Source organism: Victivallis sp. Marseille-Q1083, from assembly GCF_903645315.1.
Lineage (GTDB): Bacteria > Verrucomicrobiota > Lentisphaeria > Victivallales > Victivallaceae > UMGS1518.
The window spans coordinates 562,945-584,368 of sequence record NZ_CAHJXL010000001.1 but is presented as its reverse complement, the minus strand read 5'-3'; the positions used below and the strand labels follow the sequence as shown (position 1 = coordinate 584,368).

At 55.3% G+C, this 21,424-nt stretch carries 19 protein-coding genes; 11 read left to right on the top strand and 8 right to left on the bottom strand.

What is annotated here, in order from left to right:
- Window positions 1-131 precede the first annotated feature (131 nt).
- The 3 genes from nadB to HWX74_RS02285 all read left to right on the top strand — a co-directional run bounded on the left by nadB (window position 132) and on the right by HWX74_RS02285 (window position 4,815).
- A complete protein-coding gene (gene nadB / locus HWX74_RS02295) occupies window positions 132-1,790 on the top strand; it encodes an L-aspartate oxidase (RefSeq protein WP_176012000.1) in 1,659 nt (552 codons plus the stop codon).
- A complete protein-coding gene (locus tag HWX74_RS02290; RefSeq protein WP_176011999.1) occupies window positions 1,783-3,057 on the top strand; it encodes a CCA tRNA nucleotidyltransferase in 1,275 nt (424 codons plus the stop codon). The genes nadB and HWX74_RS02290 overlap by 8 nt, the downstream gene beginning before the upstream one ends.
- Window positions 3,058-3,123: 66 nt before the next feature.
- A complete protein-coding gene (locus tag HWX74_RS02285) occupies window positions 3,124-4,815 on the top strand; it encodes an AarF/ABC1/UbiB kinase family protein (RefSeq protein WP_176011998.1) in 1,692 nt (563 codons plus the stop codon).
- A gap of 1,039 nt (window positions 4,816-5,854) precedes the next feature.
- Here HWX74_RS02285 and HWX74_RS02280 read toward each other — a convergent pair.
- The 7 genes from HWX74_RS02280 to HWX74_RS02250 all read right to left on the bottom strand — a co-directional run bounded on the left by HWX74_RS02280 (window position 5,855) and on the right by HWX74_RS02250 (window position 12,995).
- Window positions 5,855-6,916 carry a hypothetical protein gene (locus HWX74_RS02280; RefSeq protein ID WP_176011997.1) on the bottom strand — a complete coding sequence of 354 codons (1,062 nt, stop codon included), beginning with the start codon at window positions 6,914-6,916 and terminating at the stop codon, window positions 5,855-5,857.
- A 233-nt stretch (window positions 6,917-7,149) separates the two neighbouring features.
- Complete coding sequence (locus HWX74_RS02275; RefSeq protein ID WP_176011996.1) at window positions 7,150-8,064, bottom strand: hypothetical protein; 915 nt, start codon at window positions 8,062-8,064, stop codon at window positions 7,150-7,152.
- Window positions 8,065-8,104: 40 nt separating this feature from the next.
- Window positions 8,105-8,563 carry a hypothetical protein gene (locus HWX74_RS02270; RefSeq protein ID WP_176011995.1) on the bottom strand — a complete coding sequence of 153 codons (459 nt, stop codon included), beginning with the start codon at window positions 8,561-8,563 and terminating at the stop codon, window positions 8,105-8,107.
- Between the two features lie 82 nt (window positions 8,564-8,645).
- Window positions 8,646-9,023, bottom strand: coding sequence for a hypothetical protein (locus tag HWX74_RS02265; RefSeq protein ID WP_176011994.1), 378 nt, complete (start codon window positions 9,021-9,023; stop codon window positions 8,646-8,648).
- 470 nt (window positions 9,024-9,493) lie between these two features.
- Window positions 9,494-10,849, bottom strand: a complete 1,356-nt coding sequence (locus tag HWX74_RS02260; RefSeq protein WP_176011993.1) for a sigma-54 dependent transcriptional regulator — start codon at window positions 10,847-10,849, stop codon at window positions 9,494-9,496.
- Complete coding sequence (locus HWX74_RS02255; protein WP_176011992.1) at window positions 10,846-11,781, bottom strand: TIM barrel protein; 936 nt, start codon at window positions 11,779-11,781, stop codon at window positions 10,846-10,848. Before HWX74_RS02255 ends, HWX74_RS02260 begins: the two co-directional genes overlap by 4 nt.
- Complete coding sequence (locus HWX74_RS02250; RefSeq protein ID WP_176011991.1) at window positions 11,778-12,995, bottom strand: nitrogen regulation protein NR(II); 1,218 nt, start codon at window positions 12,993-12,995, stop codon at window positions 11,778-11,780. Before HWX74_RS02250 ends, HWX74_RS02255 begins: the two co-directional genes overlap by 4 nt.
- Before the next feature lie 229 nt (window positions 12,996-13,224).
- Here HWX74_RS02250 and HWX74_RS02245 point away from each other — a divergent pair, with 229 nt between their 5' ends.
- The 6 genes from HWX74_RS02245 to HWX74_RS02220 all read left to right on the top strand — a co-directional run bounded on the left by HWX74_RS02245 (window position 13,225) and on the right by HWX74_RS02220 (window position 17,805).
- A complete protein-coding gene (locus HWX74_RS02245) occupies window positions 13,225-13,755 on the top strand; it encodes a hypothetical protein (protein WP_176011990.1) in 531 nt (176 codons plus the stop codon).
- 43 nt (window positions 13,756-13,798) lie between these two features.
- Entirely contained in the window at window positions 13,799-14,965 is a 1,167-nt protein-coding gene (locus HWX74_RS02240; RefSeq protein WP_176011989.1) for a DUF5309 family protein, read from the top strand.
- A gap of 70 nt (window positions 14,966-15,035) precedes the next feature.
- Complete coding sequence (locus HWX74_RS02235) at window positions 15,036-15,407, top strand: hypothetical protein (RefSeq protein WP_176011988.1); 372 nt, start codon at window positions 15,036-15,038, stop codon at window positions 15,405-15,407.
- A gap of 108 nt (window positions 15,408-15,515) precedes the next feature.
- The gene (locus tag HWX74_RS02230; protein ID WP_176011987.1) at window positions 15,516-15,959 is read left to right on the top strand and encodes a hypothetical protein; all 444 of its coding nucleotides are present in this window, start codon (window positions 15,516-15,518) and stop codon (window positions 15,957-15,959) included.
- A 117-nt stretch (window positions 15,960-16,076) separates the two neighbouring features.
- Complete coding sequence (locus tag HWX74_RS02225; RefSeq protein ID WP_176011986.1) at window positions 16,077-16,769, top strand: iron-sulfur cluster assembly scaffold protein; 693 nt, start codon at window positions 16,077-16,079, stop codon at window positions 16,767-16,769.
- 34 nt (window positions 16,770-16,803) lie between these two features.
- On the top strand, window positions 16,804-17,805 hold the full coding sequence (locus tag HWX74_RS02220) for a GGGtGRT protein (RefSeq protein WP_176011985.1): 1,002 nt from the start codon (window positions 16,804-16,806) through the stop codon (window positions 17,803-17,805).
- Between the two features lie 174 nt (window positions 17,806-17,979).
- On the opposite strand, the gene HWX74_RS02215 is transcribed toward HWX74_RS02220, so the two are convergent.
- On the bottom strand, window positions 17,980-18,648 hold the full coding sequence (locus tag HWX74_RS02215; RefSeq protein ID WP_176011984.1) for a hypothetical protein: 669 nt from the start codon (window positions 18,646-18,648) through the stop codon (window positions 17,980-17,982).
- A gap of 27 nt (window positions 18,649-18,675) precedes the next feature.
- Between HWX74_RS02215 and HWX74_RS02210 the strand changes: the two genes are divergently transcribed.
- Window positions 18,676-19,023 carry a DsrE family protein gene (locus tag HWX74_RS02210; RefSeq protein ID WP_176011983.1) on the top strand — a complete coding sequence of 116 codons (348 nt, stop codon included), beginning with the start codon at window positions 18,676-18,678 and terminating at the stop codon, window positions 19,021-19,023.
- A 224-nt stretch (window positions 19,024-19,247) separates the two neighbouring features.
- On the top strand, window positions 19,248-21,347 hold the full coding sequence (locus tag HWX74_RS02205) for a GreA/GreB family elongation factor (protein ID WP_176011982.1): 2,100 nt from the start codon (window positions 19,248-19,250) through the stop codon (window positions 21,345-21,347).
- The last annotated feature ends 77 nt before the right edge of the window (window positions 21,348-21,424 follow it).

Sequence of the window (21,424 nt, the reverse complement as noted above, 5' to 3'; positions counted from 1 at the left end):
GGAAAAACCGGCAATATCGGCCGGAAAATCAAGTTTATTCATTGCATTGTGCACTGTTTTGTGTTAATTTAACCCTGTTTTACGCAATGTAAAATCAAAAATGGCAATCAACTTAGTATGAATGGTTAAAAATGAATAATTCGGAATGTCTGGAATTTGACCATCTGGTAATCGGCAGCGGCGTGGCCGGACTGTCGGCGGCGTTGCATTTGGCCAACGCCGGGTATCAGGTGGCCGTCTTGTCCAAACGCACCGTAGATGAGGGGAACACCAAATATGCGCAGGGCGGCATCGCTTGCGTCACCGATATCCAGGATACGTTCGACGAGCATGTCCAGGATACGCTGATTGCCGGCGCGCGGCTGTGCAAGGAAGCGGTCGTGCGCCAAATTGTCGAGGCGGGGCCGGCGGCGATTCGGGAGCTGATTGAAGACGGCATTCATTTCACCACCCGCGGTGAACTGGGCATGACCGAAGAGCCCGGCGAATATCACCTCGGCCGCGAGGGCGGCCACCACAAGCGGCGGATTCTGCATGCCGGCGACATCACCGGCGCGGAGTTGGAAGAGACGTTGATTCGGACTTGCCGCCAGCATGCCAACATCACCTTTTTCGAATATCATATCGCCATCGATTTGATCGTTTCGCAGCGGATCGGCATTCCGGGCGACAATCACTGTTTCGGCGCCTATGTGCTGGATGTCAGGGGCAATACGGTCAAAACCTTCCGTTCCAACACGACGACGCTGGCCTGCGGCGGCGCCGGCAAGGTTTATCTGTACACCTGCAACCCGGATGTCGCCTGCGGCAGCGGCATTGCGATGGGCTATCGGGCCGGCGCGAAGATCGTCAATATGGAATTCATCCAGTTCCATCCGACTATCCTCTACAACCCGCAGATGCGTTCTTTCCTGATCAGTGAAGCGGTGCGCGGCGAGGGCGCGGTGCTCAAAGTGCGGGACACCGACGGCCGTTATGTCGAATTCATGCAGAAATACCATCCGATGAAGAGCCTGGCGCCGCGCGACGTCGTCGCCCGGGCGATCGACAACGAGATGAAGCGCCGCGGCGAAGAGTGCGTCTATCTCGATATCCGGCATGTGCCGGAGGAGAAATTGAAGCTGCGTTTTCCGAATATCTTTGAAAAATGCCTCGAATCCGGCATCAATATGTCCAAAGATCTGATTCCGGTGGTGCCGGCCGCCCATTTCGTTTGCGGCGGCGTCGAGACCGATGTCAACGGCTATACCGGGATTCACGGTCTGTACGCCGTCGGTGAATGCGCCTGTACCGGTTTGCACGGCGCCAACCGGCTGGCGAGCAACAGCCTGCTGGAGGGATTGGTGGTTTCGAAATTCGTTGCCGCCCACATTCAGCGGGCGCTGCCGTCGTTGAAGCGGGAACCGCAGGCGCTGCAGGTGCCGGTCTGGAGTTGCGGCAACGCGACCGATTCGGACGAGCAGGTGGTCATCGCCCACAACTGGGAGGAGATCCGCCGGTTCATGTGGGACTACGTCGGCATTTTCCGGACGACCAAGCGGCTGGAACGGGCCAAGGCGCGCATCAAGATGATCCGCAAGGAGATCGAGAAATATTACTGGGACTTCTACGTCACGCCGGACTTGCTGGAACTGCGCAACATCGCGACGGTGGCGGAGCTGATCATCGATTCGGCGCTGAGCCGCAAAGAGAGCCGCGGCCTGCATTACAATGCCGATTATCCGTTTCTCGACCCGGACTTGGACGGGGTGGATACGGTGCTGCAACGGAGTTTTCGTTATTATGATTAATCGGTTGGTCGTTGCTCCGCACATTTGCGAAATCGTCGCCAGGCTGCAGGCGGCCGGCTATGAAACCTATGTCGTCGGCGGCGCCATCCGCGATTTGCTGCTGGGGCGGACGCCGAAGGATTACGATGTTTCGACCGCGGCGACGCCGGAGGAGGTGCGCGCCGTGTTCGGCCGCCGTTCCGCCCGGATCATCGGCAAGCGGTTCAAATTGGTGCACCTGTCCTGCGGCAAGGAGATCATCGAGATCAGCACGTTCCGGCAGGCGCCGGACGGTACCCATCTGCCGCCGAAGCTGCGGCGGCGCCGGGAAGAGCTGCCGGAAAATATGATTCTGGACGACAATCAGTTCGGGACGGCCGAAGAGGATGCCTGGCGCCGGGATTTTTCGGTCAACGCGCTGTTTCTGGACCCGAACGGCCGGCAGTTGCTCGATCATACCGGCCTGGGAATTCAGGATATGGAAAATGGCGTGGTGCGCGCCATCGGCGACCCGAAGTTGCGGTTCGAAGAAGATCCGGTCCGGATGCTGCGGGCGTTGAAACTGGTCGGGCAGTACGGTTTTTCGCTGGAAAAACAGACCGAAGCGGCATTGGTGGCCTCGCTGCCGCTGATTCAGCATGCCGCCCAGTCGCGCTTGGCGCTGGAGCTGGAGAAGATCATGCGCTCCACTTACAGCGACCGGATTCTGACCGTGTTCCGCCGATACGGTTTTCTCAAATATTTTCTGCCGTTTTTTGCCGCCCGGTGGGATACGGTGGAGATGCAGTATGCGATGCGGCTGCTGCAGGAGCGCAATCTGCGGGTGGAACGCGGCTGTTATCGCAACAGTATTTCGATCGCGATGGCGACCCTGGTGCTTCCTTTTGTCGAATCGCGGTTGGGCGAAGCGGGTTGCGGCAAACTGTGGGAATCGAAACCGGGAGCGCCGGCGATCATCGGCAGCCTGCTGAATCAGGCCTTCGTGCCGCATGCGCTGGTCAAACGGGTGACTTTTTCGACCTGCCGGATTCTGCTTGCCCAGCCGGCGCTACGGTCCGGCAAATGGCAGACGGTCGCCCAGCAGCGCGGTTACGGCCATGCCAGGGAGATGATGCTGATCCAGAATGAGGTTTCCTGGCATTTGCCGGATTTGGAACGTTCCTTGATGGCCGACAGCGGCGTGACCGCCGGGAACGGCAAAACCCGGCGCCGCCGCCGGAAGAAAAAGCCCGCATCGGCCGGAGCGGAGCCGGCGCCGGCCGTTCAGCCGGAATCGGCGGAAGAGTGAGATTCCGGCGTTGCATCTCACCTCATGACGGATTATATTGCATGAAGGAATGAGGAGAGTATGGTTATGTCGTTGTTCAGAAAATTTGCCGGCATCGACCGGCGTTATGCCAGTTTCAAGCGTTATCTGGAGATTCTGGATGCGCTGGTGCGATTCGGCTTCGGCGATCTTCAGGCGCAGTTGAAATTCGGCCGCCGCAACAATCCGCGCGAACAGGCGCAAATCCAGCGCAGCGAGACCCGTCCGGTCCGGGTCCGGTTGCTGCTGGAAGCGCTGGGGCCGACTTTTATCAAGCTCGGACAAATTCTGTCCACCCGTCCGGATCTGGTGCCGGAGGAATACATCCGGGAACTGAGCAAGCTGCAGGAGAATGTGCCCGGTTTCGCTTACGAGCGGGTCCGGTTGATCATCGAAAAAGAGTTCGACTGCGAAATAGAGCAGCTCTTTGCGGAGTTCGAGCCGGAACCGTTTGCGGCGGCGTCGATCGGCCAGGTGCACCGGGCTAAATTGCCGGACGGCAAACTGGTGGTGGTCAAAGTTCAGCGCCCCGGCATCACCCGCAAAATCGACATCGATCTGACGATCATGCGCAGCCTGGCGGAACACCTGGAACGGATCAGTCCGGAAATCGCCCTGATGCGGCCGCAGGAGATCATCGAGGAATTTTCCCATGTCCTGCGCCTGGAATTGGATTATCTGGTGGAATCCGCCCACGCCAAGCGTTTCGCGCAGGAGATGAGCAAGCAGCCCGGCGTTTATGTGCCGGTCATTTACGACCATCTGTCGACGCACCGGGTGCTGACGATGGAGCGGCTGCTCGGCGTTCCGGCCACCGACCTGATGAAGGATCAGGCCCGCCGCCGGGAGTTCGACCTCAAACTGCTGGCCCACAACGGGGCGATGGCCATTTTCGAGCAGATTTTCACCTATGGCTTTTTTCATGCCGACCCGCATCCCGGCAATATTTTCATCCTGCCGGGCAATGTGATCGGCTTCATCGATTTCGGTATGATGGGGCGGGTCTCCGAGCATGAACGCTACTGTTTCATCCGGGCGATCGGCTTCATCCTCAATCAGGATTACGAATCGCTGGCCAGGGCGGTTCTGACCCTGACGGTCGGCAACAGCCAGCCGGATATGATCAAACTGGAACGGGATGTCGCCGACCTGGTCGAGGCCAATATCTATCTGTCGATGGAGAAGTTGAGTCTGGCCCGGGTGCTGGAGGAATTGATGCACGTGATGAATGCGCATCACCTGGCGTTGCGCCCCAATCTTTATATCATGATCAAAGCGGTGATCACCATCGAGTCGCTGGCAAAGAGCTTCGATCCGGACTTGCAGATCATCGAACTGCTCAAGCCGTTCATGCGGCGGCAGAAACTGCGGCAATTCGATCCGCGGCGTTATCTGATGAAATTTCTCGATTCCTGGGATGACATGGCGCAGGCGGCGATTGAACTGCCCGGCACGGTCGGGGAGGTGTTGAAACAGACTTCCGAAGGCAAATTGAAGGTCCGCATGGAACACAGCGGGCTGAATCCGCTGATCGACGCGATGAATTCCTTCAGCAACCGGCTGTCCTTCGCCATCGTGCTGGCCTCGTTGATCGTCGGTTCTTCGCTGATCGTCCTGTCGAGGCTGCCGCCGCGCTGGCACGGCGTGCCGATCATCGGTCTGGCCGGTTTTCTGTTGTCCGGGGTTCTCGGTTTCATCCTGGTGTTCAAATCGATGCACCGGGATCGTTCGTCGAAGTGAGCCGGTGCCGGCTGCCGGAATCGCGAAGCGGTAGCCGGGAATTTCGATCGTATCCGAATTGTTTTCATTCCGGAAACCTTCAGAGGCGCCTCGTTGTTTCATGGTTTGTGGTTTGACCGCTGGTGCGGACCTGATAAGCGGCATTCCGGTCCGGGAGAGCGGCAAGAGGAATATTGCGGGAGAGTTTTGTAATGACGGAAAAGGGCGGCATCCCGCAGGAGGAGGAAGAGGAATTATATGAAGTTGGGAAACGTTGCCTTTTCCCGAGAGAGAGGAGAAAACTTCACTTCATACGGGAATGCCGCAAGGAAACTTTGCTTCTACCGAGGCGGAAGCAAGAGAGAAGGGAACACCTACTGCGACACTCGTAATAGGTAAAAGAAGGTGACTGATAGGCGAAACAGGGATAAAAAAAGTGAGCGCTTCTCAATCATATATCAATAAGGCACTTCGCTTGCCTCGGAAAAATATGAAAGAAAAACGCCCATAAATCTTTTTGACATGCGGGCGAGTCTTTCAGTCAGGTTTTTTTCCAAAAAAATTGCGAAGTTTTCTATCGATAACCTTCCTGAAAGCCCACCGTATGGACTTCCGAAACCGATTCGATTTTTAGAAAATAAAATTTACTTGGTCTGGGATATCGCCTCATCATTTCATTTACTATTCATAGTATAGAATGGATTTTTTAATAAGTCAATGGCGGAATGAAATTTTTATCGGAATTATCAGTTGCGGTTAAAATTATCCGACTCTACAGCTTCACGTTTTCAGCCGACTGGAGCCGCCGGCAACAGTTGCTAATTTGTTGTTGGTTTGCATTCAGGTGCGGACACTCGTTGCGCGTAAGAGTTTCGGACGAATAATCCGGGCCGGAGCCGCAAAATTCCGAAAAAACGGCATTTCACAGGAGGAGGGACTATATGGAAACGAAAAAATATTCACGCGTTATGGTACTTAACATATTCGCAGGGGACTTCTGTTCATTATGACCATCGATGCAATCGTGTAAATACGCTCCGGTTCAGAAAAAACGTTCTCCTCAAAATAGAGATCCTTTATTGCCCGCCGTCGTACAATTCCGATGCCGAATCATTGTGAAAAGTTCTTCCGCAGTTGGAAATTCATCGTTCTCCGTCGCGATTGTCAGAACCGTTTCCATGCCGTTTTCATGCCAATGACTGATAATCTCTTCAGCCCACTGTTTGCTTTTTTCTCCGGAAACAGCCAGAACATTCAATGATTTTTCTCCGGAAATCGGCGACAATGTCGGACACGCTGCCATTGCTGGTTCCGGGGAATAACAAACCGCCTGTGCGTTCCAGCCGTTTTCGGAAAATGGCCGCAAATATTTGCGGATGACTTCCCGGTCAGCCGGCATGACAAAATATATATTGCCCTTTGCTTCTCCGCGCGGTACCGTCCGCCAGCCGGAATCGACCTGAGTGATCATATAAGGCCTGGAATAAAATTTTACCGCGCCCCGGACCATAATTCCACCGGCGACAAAGATCGCAAACAGCAGCGGAACAATAAAATCATATTTTCGCCATGGCAGTTTGGCCGCTGAAATCTTCCCGAGCAGGATCGCCGCCAGCGATATCGGCAGCCAGAATATCTCCGGAAAACGGTAACAGGTGGAAAAGAGCGAACCGACGATGTAAGCGAACAACGCCGCAAGCAAATATGGCAGCCAGATTTGCCTCTGCTGTTTCCAGATGCGATATCCCTGCCGGAAAAGCGCCGTGATGACAACGACGATAACGAAGAAAACCACAATGCCATACGATGCGGCGATGGTCAAGCCGTCTCCGATCAAAGAGCCGTAGGTTTCATCCAGCGAAAGCGGTTGATAAAAAGTTGTATACTGAATTCCCGGGTTGGGAACCGGTCCCGTTCCGCCAAGCCAATGCTCAAAGATGACGCCGCACCCGCCATCCCAGAGCCATAAACGGTTGCGAATCGAATGATCCGCCGGATTTCCTATCGATCCGGCGCGAGCCGGACCGTGGTCGGTAAGCAATAGCACAGTAACAAATAATACCGGAAACAGCCAGGCGATCCGGCGTTTTCCCAACCCGGCCGCAACAGTCAAAGCGGTCATGACGGCGACATACCCGCCCCGTGAATAGGTTACGGCCAGGCAAATGAAGTGAAATAAAATCAGAGGAACGAATCCCCAGGCCGTCACTCGCCAAAAGTATTTTTTATTTTCATGCAGTTGGAGGAACAGACCGGTCAGCAATACCGCTGTTACAGACAGAAATACGGCACACACATTCGGAGAAGAGAACCAAAGTTGCAATCGTGGATTTTCCGCGTACTGGTACAACATGATTACACTTTGCCGCGCAAACGCAGCCGGTATGCCAGCAATAAAAGCCCGATTCCCAATACTGCCAGTGCTGGTGAAACATAATTTATCCGGATTCCATGAGCGAGGTTGGAAAACCATCTTTTGATGGAAAAGCGGTTGGCCATTGCGAGACGTTCTTTTTCCACCAAGGAAATAAAATCTCTGGGATTGTTCAATTCATCCGCAGTGGATACCCCGGTTACCTCGAAATCTTTCTCGCTCAGCGGCGTAGCAGTATCAAGTTTGGTGAATTCGAATGAAAATATTTTTTTGTTACTGGAGTTTCGGTGTTCCCTGGAGCGGATCAGCAAAGTTTCCTTGTCAAATTTTATAATCCGCGTCACCGCCCAACCCTTCATCATCATTTTGCCATACTGCCTGAATAAATCATCGCTCAAACCGGATATTTCCTGAAATAATTTTGGCTCACTGGGAATTTTAACAGTGACTTCCCAACACGCTTTTTGGTAAAATTTACTGCTGCTTAATGAAAAGGCGGCGTTGGCCATTTCCAGTTCGGAAAGCCCGGCGTGAGTTGATTCCGGCAGTCCAAGACAATCAATCGATCGTAATTTTTTTCCCACAACGTCGCTTACGCCGAATTTTCCTTGCCGGTTCTCAATATATTGTATGCCGGTTCCGGATATATCCAGCCGCCGGAATACGAAGCCGTCGTCGGTGTACCTGTAATAGATAATTTTTCGTTGGGAATTTACGCCGGGAATGTCGTTTCCCGTTCCTGGAATATAATCAAATTCGGCAATGAAATTCGCACTGCGGCTGGCCTCCAACGCGGCTTCAAATATTTCTTTGGCCTCATCCGAAGCAATTACCCGATTCGTAGCTGAACCGACAAGCAGTACACAACATAACATTCCGTACCTTAATCTCTTCATAATATTCCCCGGCTCCGGCCCGACAGGTCTCTTGATTTTTTCAGTTCTCTACTTTTTCGATTCCACTCCGCGCAGAACCGTTTCCCGGTTCAGTCCTTTGAGCCGGCTCCTTCTCCGGCTTTCTGATGATAGCCAGGCTCCAGTTGTTTCCTTGTTCGATTTCCAGATCCCTCTCGCCGGAATACAGGATATTTTTAACTTCCCGGTGTTCGCCTCTGATCAGAACATTGAAGTTGTACACACCGGACAACTGCTCCGTAAAAACTTGATCACCAGCTTCTCCAATGATTATTTGCGTATCCGGATTGTCAATGGTACTTTCCCGTTGGACGGTGACGACGAAATCTTTCCCGGTTAATGTCAGTCCGTTAACCAGCATAACATTGACTTCACTGTTGTCATATCTGAAAACCAGCAATGGAGTGCCAAGCTTTTCCGAATCGCTACAAGAAACTGAAAATATTATTATTCCAGTCATTAACAGCAATATTTTTTTCATCTGTCAACTCGATTTTAGATTATCTCCTGGCGCAGTATCCGAATCTCCCTGCCATTGGGAGGATTCAGATACTGCAGATAATTTATTCGGTATGGGAAGAGCAATTGGGGGAAGCTCCCGAGTCAAAGTAATTTGGACTTCCCATACTTATAACCACATCTCCTGAATCGTTTTTAGAAACCGTAAACATCACCGATACGGATACGAATTGAGAACCATTTCCTGTGCCATTGTGGGGATCTCCGGTCAAAATTTCCGCAACAATGTAATAAGGCGGACACCTCAATACTATATTGTTACCAACATCGCTATCATAAACTGAATAACTTGTTTGTAATCGTGCTGTTTGAGGATTCTTACACTTACCAGTTGCCTCAGCAAATGCCCGCCATTGTTCCGCGTTCACACTAAACAACATGCAGGAAAATGCAACTGTCACCAATATTTTCTTTTTCAACATGGCATTCCCTTTCTTTTTGCTTAAGTTGTTTTTTTATAAAAAAATTACCAACGAACGCTTACTCAAAGAATACCATATTATAAAATTATTATTTATACTACCCCAAGAATACAGAACAACAAATGCACCAACTGATAAAACACGTTATATACTATATAATCTTCAAAATAAAAAAACTAAATTATAATCTATAAGAAACTAAAAAATATCTTATATATTTAAAGTATAGCAAATTATTGAACAAAAGTCAATCCCTGTTTTATAAAAAAATCCATTTTTTTATAAAAACTCTATTGTTCTGTCATATAAACTCTGTCATTTGAAATTCTGAGACTCCACGGAGGAAGTGCGGGTTTGAGGGCAAACGCCGGAATTTCCGGCGTTTCTTGGAATTAGTTTCGCACATTGGAGCTGTGTGCCCAGCGGACTATTTTTAGAATTGGCATTACCCGCCGGATCGCGTTTGCTTTTTATGGTAATTCATTCAGCCAGCGGTGCAATGTCCGACGGCTGATGCCCAGCTTCTCCGCCGCTTTGGTCCGATCGCCGCCGCATTCTTCCAGGGCCTTGAACAGCAGCGCTTTTTTATTGCTGCCGAGGTCCAGTTGTGAAGCCGGCAGCAGTGGCGTTTCACTTTGGTTTTGACGGATGTTGGCCGGAATATTGCTCAAATCCAGTTCTTCGCCCCGGGACAGCACAACCATGCGTTCCATACAGTTGCGTAATTCCCGGATATTGCCCGGCCAGGAATATTGCTGCAGGGCTTGCAGCGCGCTTTCGCTGATGGTGTGGATGGATTTGCCGTTATCGCTGGCGAATTCGTCGAGAAAACGTTTGGCCAGCAACGGGATATCCTCGCGGCGTTCCCGCAGCGGCGGCATTTTGAGGTTGACGACGTCAAGCCGGTAGAAGAGATCTTCCCGGAAAGCGCCTTCCGTTACCATTTTGGTCAAATCACGGTTGGTTGCGGAGATGATCCGGGCGTCGCAGTGCAGTTCCTCCACGCCGCCGACCCGTTCGAAAGTCCGATTTTCCAGAATTCGCAGCAGCTTGACTTGAACCTGCGGTTCGATTTCGCCGATTTCATCGAGGAAGAGCGTACCGCCGTTGGCCAGTTCGAAACGGCCTTTTTTCTGTTCGATGGCGCCGGTGAAAGCGCCGCGTTCGTGACCGAACAATTCGCTTTCCAGCAAGTTGGCCGGCAGCGCGGCGCAGTGCACCGTCACCAATGGCCCGGTCCGGCCGCTGAGGGCGTGAATGGCCTGGGCGACCACTTCTTTGCCGGTGCCGCTCTCACCGGTAATCAATACGGTGGAACGGGTCGGGGCGATCTGCTTGATCGTTTCGATGATTTCGTGCATGGCCGGAGAGTTGGCGACCAGCCGGCTGAAATCGAAACCTTTCTGCAATTTCTGACGCAAAGTATGGTTTTCGGCTTTCAGTTGCCTGGCTTCCATCGCCCGGCCGATGACGATATCGAGCCGGTCCAGGTTGACCGGCTTGGTGACGAAGTCGAACGCGCCGCGCTTGACGGCGGCGACCGCGTTTTCAATGGACCCGTAAGCGGAAAAGACGATACAGCCCGGCGCCGGCTCTTTGGTCAGCGCCGCGTCCAGGACGCTCATGCCGTCGGCGCCGGGCATCCGCAGATCGGTCAGCACCAGGTCGAAGTTCTGGTGCTGCAGCAGATGAATGGCGGTGACGCCGTCTTCCGCCAGCGTCACGTCGAAACGGCCGCGCAGGTAGCGCGCCAGCGCCTCCCGGGTGTTGCGTTCGTCGTCCGCTAGCAGAAGGCGCGGCAATTCCGGTTTGTTGACGATGCTCATCGGGTATCCTTTCCGCTGGCGGCATGCTGCCACATTTCAGCCAGATAGTCGATATCTTCAACCGTGGCATCCGAGATTTCCAGGACGAAATAGGCGACCCGGTATTGCCGGCAGGCGGCGACGATGCGCGGCAGGTCCATCTCGTTGGGCGTGCGCAGCGGCAGGTGGCCGTCCCACCAGAGTGTCCTGGGCGTGTGGCGCGGGTAACTCGATGCGTGCAGATGGACCATTTGCACCCGTTGTCCGGCCAGAAATTTTTCGATTTCACGGTGATAATCCAGTTCGAACAGTCCGGCGGTGCACCAGAGGTGGCTGGTGTCCAGGCAGACCGGGTGTTCGAGGAAATTGAGCTGGTCGGCCAGCAAATTGCCGGCGCCGAAAGTGGGAAAATCGTTTTCGACGCAGAAAGTCAAATCGGGATAACGCTGCCGAAGCTCGGCCAGGCGTTCTTTGAGGCGCTGCTGTCGCAAACGGTATTCGGGCAGTGCAAAGAAATTGCCGCAGTGGCAATCGCTCCCGTCGAACGACAACTCCGGCCGGAAGGCGCGCTGCATGCACTCCATATAACTCCTGCCCCGGCCAAAGGCCGGTATCGGTTTGTCGGTCATGATGAAGGCGTGAAAAACCGCCATCGTTGCTTGGCAGTCGCGCATTCGTTCGGCGTTGTCCTGCAGTTCTTCCCAGGCGGTGGAAGCGTCGGCCGCCGCCAGGTTGATATTCCACGGATTGCCGACCGGCGCATGGAAGCTCAACGGCGTCTGCAGCGAACGGGCCAGCTTCACTTCCGCGTCGTCTGCCGAGTTGTGCAACTGCATGCCCAGTTCAAAACCGTAACGCGCTGCGGCTTGCTGCATGGCGGTGAAATTCGCCCGTGCGTCCGCCGTTTTCCGGTTGCGGAATATGGCTGAAGTGATGTCGATTCTGACTTTCATTGGATCTCCTCCGCCGTTTTGGCGGCCGCCAGCGCATTCAAAGTCGGCGTTTCACCGCCGGTCAACCGGCGCTGCAGCCGCATCTGACGGCCGTGCCGCGGAAATTTCACCACCACCGCCGTCCCCTGGCCGGGGCTGGAATCGATCGAAAGCTCGGCGCCGTGCTCCCGCAGAATCCGTTCGATGATCATCATGCCGATGCCGCGGCCGCCCGGCTTGAACGATTGGAACGGTTCGAAAATCCGGTTCATTTCGGAAGCGGAAATTCCCCTGCCGCTGTCGATGAATTCCAGAATCAGAAAATCGTCGTTGTAATCCGCCTTGATTTCCAGCGCGCCGCCTTCCGGCATCGCCTGGATGGCATTTTTCAGAATGTTGTAAAAGGCCTGTTTCAATTGGGCGCCGTCGCCGGAAATGTTCGGCATCGTCTCCGGAAAATCACAGTTGACAGCGATGCGGCGCAGTTCGATTTCCTGGTGCATGAAGGTCAGCGTTTCCAGCAGCACCTGGCGGATGTCGACGATCTGCAGTTGCGGATTGCCGGGCCGGATGGCGTGCAGAAACTGATTGATGATGTTGTCGAGGCGCTCCACCTCGCTTTTACAGGCGTTGACCATTGCCAGCGCGTCGTTGTTGTCGTCGCGCAATTCCCGGCTGAGCAGTTGCAGATTCAGATAAAGACTGTTCAGCGGATTGCCGATCTCATGGGCGACGCCGGCGGCCAGCAGCGAAATCGCCTGGGCGGTTTCCTGCTGCAGCTCCTCTTCGGTGCGGCGGCGCGATTCCGTGACGTCGCGCAGAATGACGGTGGCGAAGTCGCCGGTCTCATGCGGCACCAGGTAAAATTGCAGAAAGCGCTGCCGGGGATAGACGATCTCCACCTCCTGCCGGGCCACCCGGGTCCACTCCTCTTCATCGAGCTGCAGAATGCGCCGCCAGTCGACGCTGCGCAGCAGTTGCGACAGCTTGATGCGGCGAAGGTCGTCCGGCAAGCCGAGGATTTCACGGGCAGCTTTGTTGAAATATTTGATGCGCAGCCGGCGGTCGACGACGAGAATGCCCTCCTGAACTGCGTTGAAAACAGTTTCAAAAAAACCGCGTTCGCGCGACAGCCGCAGAATATAGGCCTGCAGACTGTTGGAATCGATCGCGTCGATCCGTTCGATAAACCGGTCGAGAAAACTTTTCTTATGATTTTCCATTTTTTTCATCATGATTGCTGGATTGATAACCTGGGACAATTTGTCACAGTTTGGGATTTTTTCAAGTGCCGAAAGAAAAATACCGCACCGCTCCCTGAAAGGGAATTGGCGGCGTTTATTTATGCAAATTATTTTATTTGAATGAATTGCATGAATTGTGGTTGACGGATTCTCCTGCGCTTGGAAGAACGCTGGCGACAACCACCGGCGGCAAGCAACCAGGAAAGGAATCGTATGCAGTATGAGTAATGTCAAACCTTCTCCGCCGGAATCTCCGGCCGCCGGCGGCGGAATGGAACCGGAAGAATTGGGCCGGATCAACCAGGCGTTGACCGAACAGGTGCGAGCGCTGACCGAACGGCTGGAAACGCTGGAAAATCGTGACTTGCCGGCCCATGAACTGGAAAAACGTTCGCTGACCGGCCAGTTGGAAACGGCGCGCCGGGAACTGCGGACCGTCGCCGAAGAGCGCGACGCCGCCCGGCAGCAGGTGGAAACGTTGCAGCGGCGGCGGCAGGTGGAACAACTGGCCGGTCAGCACCGGTTCAGCGATGCCGCTTATCTGGATTATCTGCTGGCGCAGTCGTCGGTGGCGCTGGAGGATGAGACGCAGGTGGCGGCCTTCATGTCCGAGCTGGCCAGGCGTTCGCCCAAATTGTTCAAATTGGATTTGAAGGCCGGTTCCGGCACGGTTCCGGCGCCGCCGACCGGCGTGGAAGCGGCGGCCGGCGATCTGGTCACGCTGATCAGCCGGGCGCCGGAATACCGTTAGCAGTCAATCGATCGTTGATCAAAAACAAAGGAATATCCTCAAAATGACTCTCTACAGTTACAGTTTTCAAAACAGGAAGCGCGATCTTGCCGATATCCTGTCGACCGTCGTCAAGGACGAGCCGCGTTTCATCTCCAATTTCAAACCGGTCGAGCCGGCTTCCCGGCGCAAGCACGAATGGCTGGAAGACCAGATCACCGGCCGGGCATTGACGGCGACGGCGGTTGCCTCGCTGGTGGTCACCGCTTCCGCCGCCGATGTGGCCAAAGTGAAAGCCGGTACCCTGCTGGTGATCAAAAACGATTCGGCGTTGTTCCGGGTGGCCGCCGTCAATTCGGCCACGACTTTCACCTTGTCGCTGGAAGCGGCCAACGGTTCGGCCAAAACGACGCCGGCGGCGGACGATGTGTTGAATATCGTTTCCACGCCGATGGCCGAAGGCAGCCAGAACGGCGACGGCGAGGAGAACTACCGGACGCTGGCGACCAACTGGAATGCGACGCAGATATTCCGCAAGGATATCGTCCTGACCGGTTCGGCGCTGGCGGTCAACCTCTATGGCAACGTCGACAACCAGTTGAACCGGCAGACGGCGTTTGCGCTCGGCGAACTGGCCCGGGATTTGAACCGGGTGGCGCTGTTCGGCCGCCGGCTGGAGGCGACGGCGGCGGTACGCGGCGAGATCGGCGGTCTGTATTACTTCGGCACCCTGAGCGGCAATTTGAACATCGCCGCCGCCGGCGCCCGGCTGGACAGCTTCCTGGTCAACGACGCCGCCCAGATGATTCTGGCCGAAGGCGGCGATCCGATGCAGATTCTCTGTTCGCCGGGACAGGCGCGCGTCCTGTCCAACGAGTACAAGAACCAGTTGCAGATCATTCGTGCCGATGACCGGCGCGGCGCTTATGTCGCGGTGATCGTCAACGAGATCAACGGCCGCGGCATGACGATCATGGCCGATCCGGACATGCCGGATACCGACGCCTGGGTGTTCGATCCGGCCGGTTTCGGGCTGGCGAACCTGAAAGGGCGCGCCATCAGCGACGAGGATGCCACGCCGAAAGGATTCGACGGCATCAAACGGATGGCGCTCGGCGAACTGACCTTCGAATTCAAGAACCTGGCGCAGCGGGTTTGCCGGATTCACGGCCTGCAGGGCAGCGCCGCCGCACTGACGGCGATCAAGAACGGCGGCAGTGCGACGGAGTAATGCCGTCGGGGCAGCAGTGTCAAAACGATAAAACGGCCCGGTGATTCGGGACGGATAAGGAGGAAAAACGATGGTTTTCAGCGTCAGTGAGGCGGAAGAATATTTTCAACTGCATTTGAAGTACGAAATCTGGCAGGCTCTGCCGGAGGCGAAAAAAATGGCGGCGTTGAACATGGCCGAACAGGATGTCGCCGCTTATCTGGATCAGTATGAAGTCGACGCTTCCGAACAGTTTCAGTATGCGGCGGTATTCGAACAGGCGATCTTTCTGGTCGAGAATTATGACCGGCTTGCGTCCGGCCAGTTGATCGTCGCCGAAAAGGTCGACGGCGTCGGCAGCCGGAGCTATCAGCATATCGCCAGCCGGCCGCTGCACATTGCGCCGCGGGCTTTGCTGCTGCTGGAGCGGGTGAATGACTTCTGCCGTTTGAGCCGCGGATGAGAAGTGAAACTTGTCCGCCGTCATCACGGGTTGCCCCGCCGGACCGGTTGCGGTCCGGCGGGGCGTTTCTTTGAATCGCAATGGTTTACAGCAAATGAAAACGAAACGATGAAAAAATTACGGAAAATTGTGCCGGCCGAAGCGCTCTTCATGGACTGTCCGCTGGGCCGGGTGAACGGGTTGACCCTGGCATTTCAGCCGCTGTCGATTCTGGTGACGCCGGACGGGAAGGGGCGATGGCTGGAAACTTCCGGCATGATCCTGACGCTGTTCGTCGACCGGCCGCACCGGTGGCTGGTGAACGCGCTGGCAACGGACGCCCTGCCGGAACGGTTGCGGCAGGCTTCGGATTGTTCCGGCGCCCTGGAGTTGCGTCCGGAGGGAGCAAATTATTGCTGTATTTTTCCGGCCGGCCGCTGGCTGCCGGAGATCGGCTGCTGCCGGACGGCGGAAAAGAGGCTGTACCGGTTGGCGTTTGAATTGGAGACCGGTTCCGGCGGCGGTTATTTACGGGTCGGAGAGGTAGGGGCCGGCGGGAAGGGCGCATTTTGATATTTTAATATCCGGGTCCGATTGAAAAAAGTGCCGGCGGTGGTATATTGGTAAGATTTATTTTCCGAGAGAAATCCCGATTGGAAATTTGCCCATCAAACAAAATAAGGAGCAGTCATGGAATTCACTTCTGAAGTGGACAAGATGGTATGCGTGGCCAAAGGACCGAATCACGGCCCGGCCCCGATTCCGCAGGAAGGCGCCTGGACGAAGGCCAAAGAGATCAAAGACATTTCCGGTTTGACCCACGGCGTCGGCTGGTGTGCCCCGCAGCAGGGCGCCTGCAAACTGACGCTCAACGTCAAGAACGGCATCATTCAGGAAGCGCTGGTCGAGACCATCGGCTGCACCGGGATGACCCATTCGGCGGCGATGGCGGCGGAAATCCTGCCGGGCAAGACGATTCTTGAAGCGTTGAATACCGACCTGGTCTGCGACGCGATCAATGTGGCGATGCGTGAACTGTTTCTGCAGATTGTTTACGGCCGTACCCAGACGGCATTTTCCGAGGGCGGCCTGCCGATCGGCGCCGGCCTGGAAGATCTCGGCAAGGGATTGCGCAGCGTGACCGGCACGATGTTCGGCACCAGCGCCAAGGGCGTGCGTTACCTGGAAATGGCCGAAGGCTACGTGACGGAAATGGCCCTGGATGCCGACGATCAGGTGATCGGTTATAAATTCGTCAAGGTCGGCCCGATGCTCGAGAACATCAACAAGGGCATGGATGCCGGCGAAGCGCTGGCCAAAGCCACCGGAACTTACGGCCGTTTCGCCGAAGGGGTTAAATACATCAACCCGCGCCACCAGTAATCTTGGTTTAACAGTTTTAGGAGTCATCTGAATCATGGCACTTTTCGAAGGATATGAAAGACGCATTGCGCAAATCAACGCGCTGCTCAAAGAATACGGCATCGAATCGCTCGAAGCCGCCGACCGGCTCTGCAAGGACAAAGGCGTCGATGTCGCCGCCATCGTCAAGGGCGTTCAGCCGATCTGTTTTGAAAACGCCTGCTGGGCCTATACGCTCGGCGCGGCGGTCGCGATCAAAAAAGGCCAGAAAGCCGCCAGCGAGGTCGCCGAAACCCTCGGCGAAGGCCTGCAGGCTTTCTGTATTCCCGGTTCGGTAGCCGACGACCGTAAAGTCGGTCTGGGCCACGGCAACCTGGCGGCGATGCTGCTGCGCGAAGAGACGCAATGCTTTGCTTTCTGTGCCGGCCACGAATCGTTTGCCGCCGCCGAAGGCGCCATCGGTCTGGCCCGCAGCGCCAACAAGGCGCGCAAGACGCCGTTGAAAGTCATTCTGAACGGGCTGGGCAAAGACGCGGCGATGATCATCTCCCGCATCAACGGTTTCACTTACGTCCAGACGCAGTTCGATTATGCGACCGGTAAATTGAATATCGTCGCCGAAACGCCGTACTCCAGCGGCGAACGCGCCAAAGTGCGCTGCTACGGCGCCGACGATGTCCGCGAGGGCGTCAAGATCATGCACCAGGAAGATGTCGACGTCGCCATCACCGGCAACTCGACCAATCCGACCCGTTTCCAGCATCCGGTCATGGCGACCTATAAGAAAGAGTGCTGGGAAAAAGGCAAGAAATTCTTCTCCGTCGCTTCCGGCGGCGGCACCGGCCGGACGCTGCATCCGGACAACATGGCGGCCGGTCCGGCTTCCTACGGCATGACCGATACGATGGGCCGCATGCACTCCGATGCGCAATTCGCCGGTTCTTCTTCGGTTCCGGCCCACGTGGAAATGATGGGCCTGATCGGGATGGGCAACAATCCGATGGTCGGCGCTTCGGTGGCCGTCGCGGTGGCGGTGTCCCAGGCCATGCAGCAATAACCGTTTGCGGCTGTTCTTTTGCCCTTCCGGCGCACTGCGTCGGAGGGGATTTTTTTTGAAACTGTTATTGGCTGAATGTGTGATTAAAAAATCTTTTAATAAACATAATTTGTTTATTTTTGTGTTTTTTGTGTTGTTAATGTGATCAATAAAACTTAAAATATCAACTTTTGTTTAAAATTTCTTAATCATTTTATGGTCAATCGTTTGCCGGAAAGCCGGCAATTTCCTTTTCAAATAAAGTTGAAAAGTCCGACCTCCGGTCTGCGTCGGAGGAATTTCCGGTATCTGCTTGCCGGGTAAGCGGATGAATTGCTTTATAAAAAGTTGGCACGAAAGCCGCTCCATTGATAAGGTGAAGTCCAGCAGGGAAGCGACTCGAAGAGGAATGCGTAATGGAGGAGCAGTCGATTCCCGGCCGGATGAATCGTTCGATGCCGCGAAGAGGAGGCCGCAGGGCGTCGGAATCGGACGAGTGTTTGGAATGCGATGCTGCCGGAAGAGGAGCCGGTGCGGAGCATTCCGGCGATGGGGAAAGCGTTGATGGAGGAGAACGACGTTTTTTCCTGCGGAAATTGCCCGCTTGCCGGAAGAGGAGCCGGCGGACGGGCAAGGATACCGGGAGACGTTGGCCGGTGAAGAGGAGAGCGAGGAGAACCGGAGCGGACGCGTCCCGGAATGCCGGTCGCCGAAAGGGGCAGGCCGGCGGGAAGAATCGACGGCAGCGAAAGCTGACCGTCGATTATTTTTTTGCAATTTATCAAAAACAATGATTTGAAATTTGAATTTTGTCTTTTTCTGAATTATACTGTAAAGTTGGGTCTTCGCGTTGCCGGAATGCAAGTTTTTACCATCAGGAGGACGGGACAAATGACTTATAATTTAGTGATACATATCAATGAAGATGATCTGGATAAATTGCAGACCGGATTGAACTATATCAAAAATTACCGGGCGGTGATCGCCAATGAGAACGTGCAGGTGGCGATGCTGGTCAACGGGCCGGCGGTGAAGTTCTTCCGCCGCGACAATACCGACCTGGCCGAAGCGGTCAAGGCGGTATCCCGGCCGAATGTGGTGGTCAAACTTTGCCGCCGCGCGATGAAAAAGGCCAATTTGTCCGAGCACGATTTGATCGGCGGCTGCGAAGTCGTGCCGACCGGCATCGTCGAACTGGTCAAGCTGCAGGCCAGCGGATTTTCTTACGTCAAGCCATGATTTTGCGGCCTCCGGGCCCGGGCGGAACCGCTTGCCGCCGCAGATGGCGGCCCGTCTTTCGTTCGTCCGTCGGCCGTTTCAGATTTTTATTTATTTGAAAATCATTACAGTTCATGATATATTAACAGATCATGCAAAATGGCTTCCGCGACATTGAAGCCGCAAAATTGTCTGCCGTGCGTAAGCGGCGTGTTGTCAATACAATTCGAAATTAAGATCTGGTCATGAACGAAAAAAATCTTGAAGATCTCCTGGTGGCGGCTGCCGAAGACAGTTCCGTCAAAGTGCTTGAAAATCTGTTGCAGGCCTTGCGGGCGGTAGGTGATCTGTCCGCGGCGGATACGGTGGAAAAGGTCGATTTTCTGCTGGAAAGCTGGGAAGATCATCTGGATGCGGCTCAGGCGGCCTTCTGCCTGGAGTTGTTCGGACTGAATATTCCCGACAGCGCGGTGCACCGCCGGGCGTTAAGCGCGGCGCTCAAGACGCTGCTGCCGCCGTATTTGAACAAGAGCGGGTTTCTGCGGGCGCTCGGCTTGCGGGATCAGGCGGTGCCGGTCCGCGACGTCATCCGCCGCTTTCACAATCTGCTGCAATTGAAAAACAATCTGATCGTTTTCATCCCGGAAAATTCGCGCTGGTGCATCATCAACAACATCGACGCGTTGAACGGTTCGGTGGCGGTCAGCAGCATCGGCGGCACCGGGGCCACTTCGGCGATTCCGCTGCAGAATTTGCTGAACGATGCCCGGTTGTTCCTGCCGGGGCCGGAAATTCTCAAAATCGCCGACGGCAACCGCAAACCCTCTTTCAGCGGCCAGGACTACCGCAACATCGTTGCCGCCAAGGCGCTGACCAGGCTTTCGCCGGAGGATGTCCGCAAGATGGCGCTGGCGACTTTTACACCGCAGGCAATGAGTTCCGAAGAGTTTAAAAACTGGTATGAGTCCGCCAAGCCGGCGGCCGGCGGCAGCGCGGAGCGCCGTTCCTGCGAGGGGCGCAGCCTGAAGGAAATGGGAATCATTCTGGCGCAGGAGCTCGCCGCGCCGAAGCCGCCGGCCATCGAAGCGGATGATCTGGCCCATTTCAAGCAATTTTTTGATAATTTGCGGCCGGCGATCATCACGCGTGAAGTCGATTTGCTGGCCGATGTGCTGGTGAAGCTGGCGGACCGGCTGGACAAGGAACAGTTGCGCCAGGTGCTGTCCTCGCTGCCGGCGAAGACCATCTTCTGGCCGGCCGATCCGTTGACTGCGCCGCTGGAGCAATTCGCCATTTTCGGCGATCTGAACGTCAAAATGCTGACCAAACTGTTCGAAGTCGGCCTGGCCATCCTGCCGGAAGAGTATCTGGCGCGTTGCGCGGTGCGGCTGCCGCTGCGCAGTTTGAACGTCCTGTGCGAGCAGCTCAGCGACGCGGCGCTGCAGGAAGTGTTCAAGACGCCGGGGGCCGGTTCCGGCTCCGATCTGCTGTTGTGGGTCTGGAAGAATCGCAAGAAGCGCAGCGCGCCGTTTCTCGGCCTGGTCAATATCCAAACCGTGATCCGGGCTTTGAACCAAGGCAAGCTGCCGAAAGCCTGGGGCGCGGCGCAGCGCGATTTGAAGACCCAGCTGCTCGATAAAGCCGATTTTCAGCAGCAGTTGGTCGATGAGGCCGACGGCAATGTCAAAGTGATTACCGGCGCCTTGCAGGGGGCTTTGTTCTTCTCGCCGGGCGAACGCCAGAGCATGCTGGTCAAATTCGCCCGGCTGTCCAAGGATATCCTCAAACACCTCGAAAGCGGCGTCGGCCAGAAGATGCTGGCGGCGGACAAGAAGGAAGAGAAAAGCAGCCAGAACGAGATGCTCTATACGTCGTTGCGCTCCCATCAGCGGCTGCTGCAGGAATTGGACGACATCATCAACATTCACATGCCGGAAAACCGGGAATCGCTGAAGGCGGCCCGGGCGCATGGTGACTTCCGGGAAAATTCCGAATTCGACGCCGCCAAGGAGCGGCGCAATTTTCTCTCCCGCCGCCGTACCGAATTGGAACGGGATCTGTCGCGGGTGCAGGGCGTCAATTTCCGCAATGTCACCGTCGAGGACATCGCCGTCATCGGCTGTACGGTGACGCTGCAATTCCCGGACGGCGGCGAGGAGAAATATTATCTGCTCGGCGCCTGGGACGGCGATCCGGACAAACACTATCTTTCCTATAAAACCCGTCTGGGTGAGGCCATTTACGGTCACGATGCCGGCAGCAAATTGCATCTGCCCGGCGACCGGGAATGTCGGCTGCTCAAAGTGGAACCGCTGCCGGAAGAAGTTCTGGCGGAAATGGAATAACGCGCGGGAAAATCTGATCGTCCCGGAAAGTTTTTTGTGCCGGTTGCCTCGGCTTCCGGCGGACAGGGGCCTCTGGC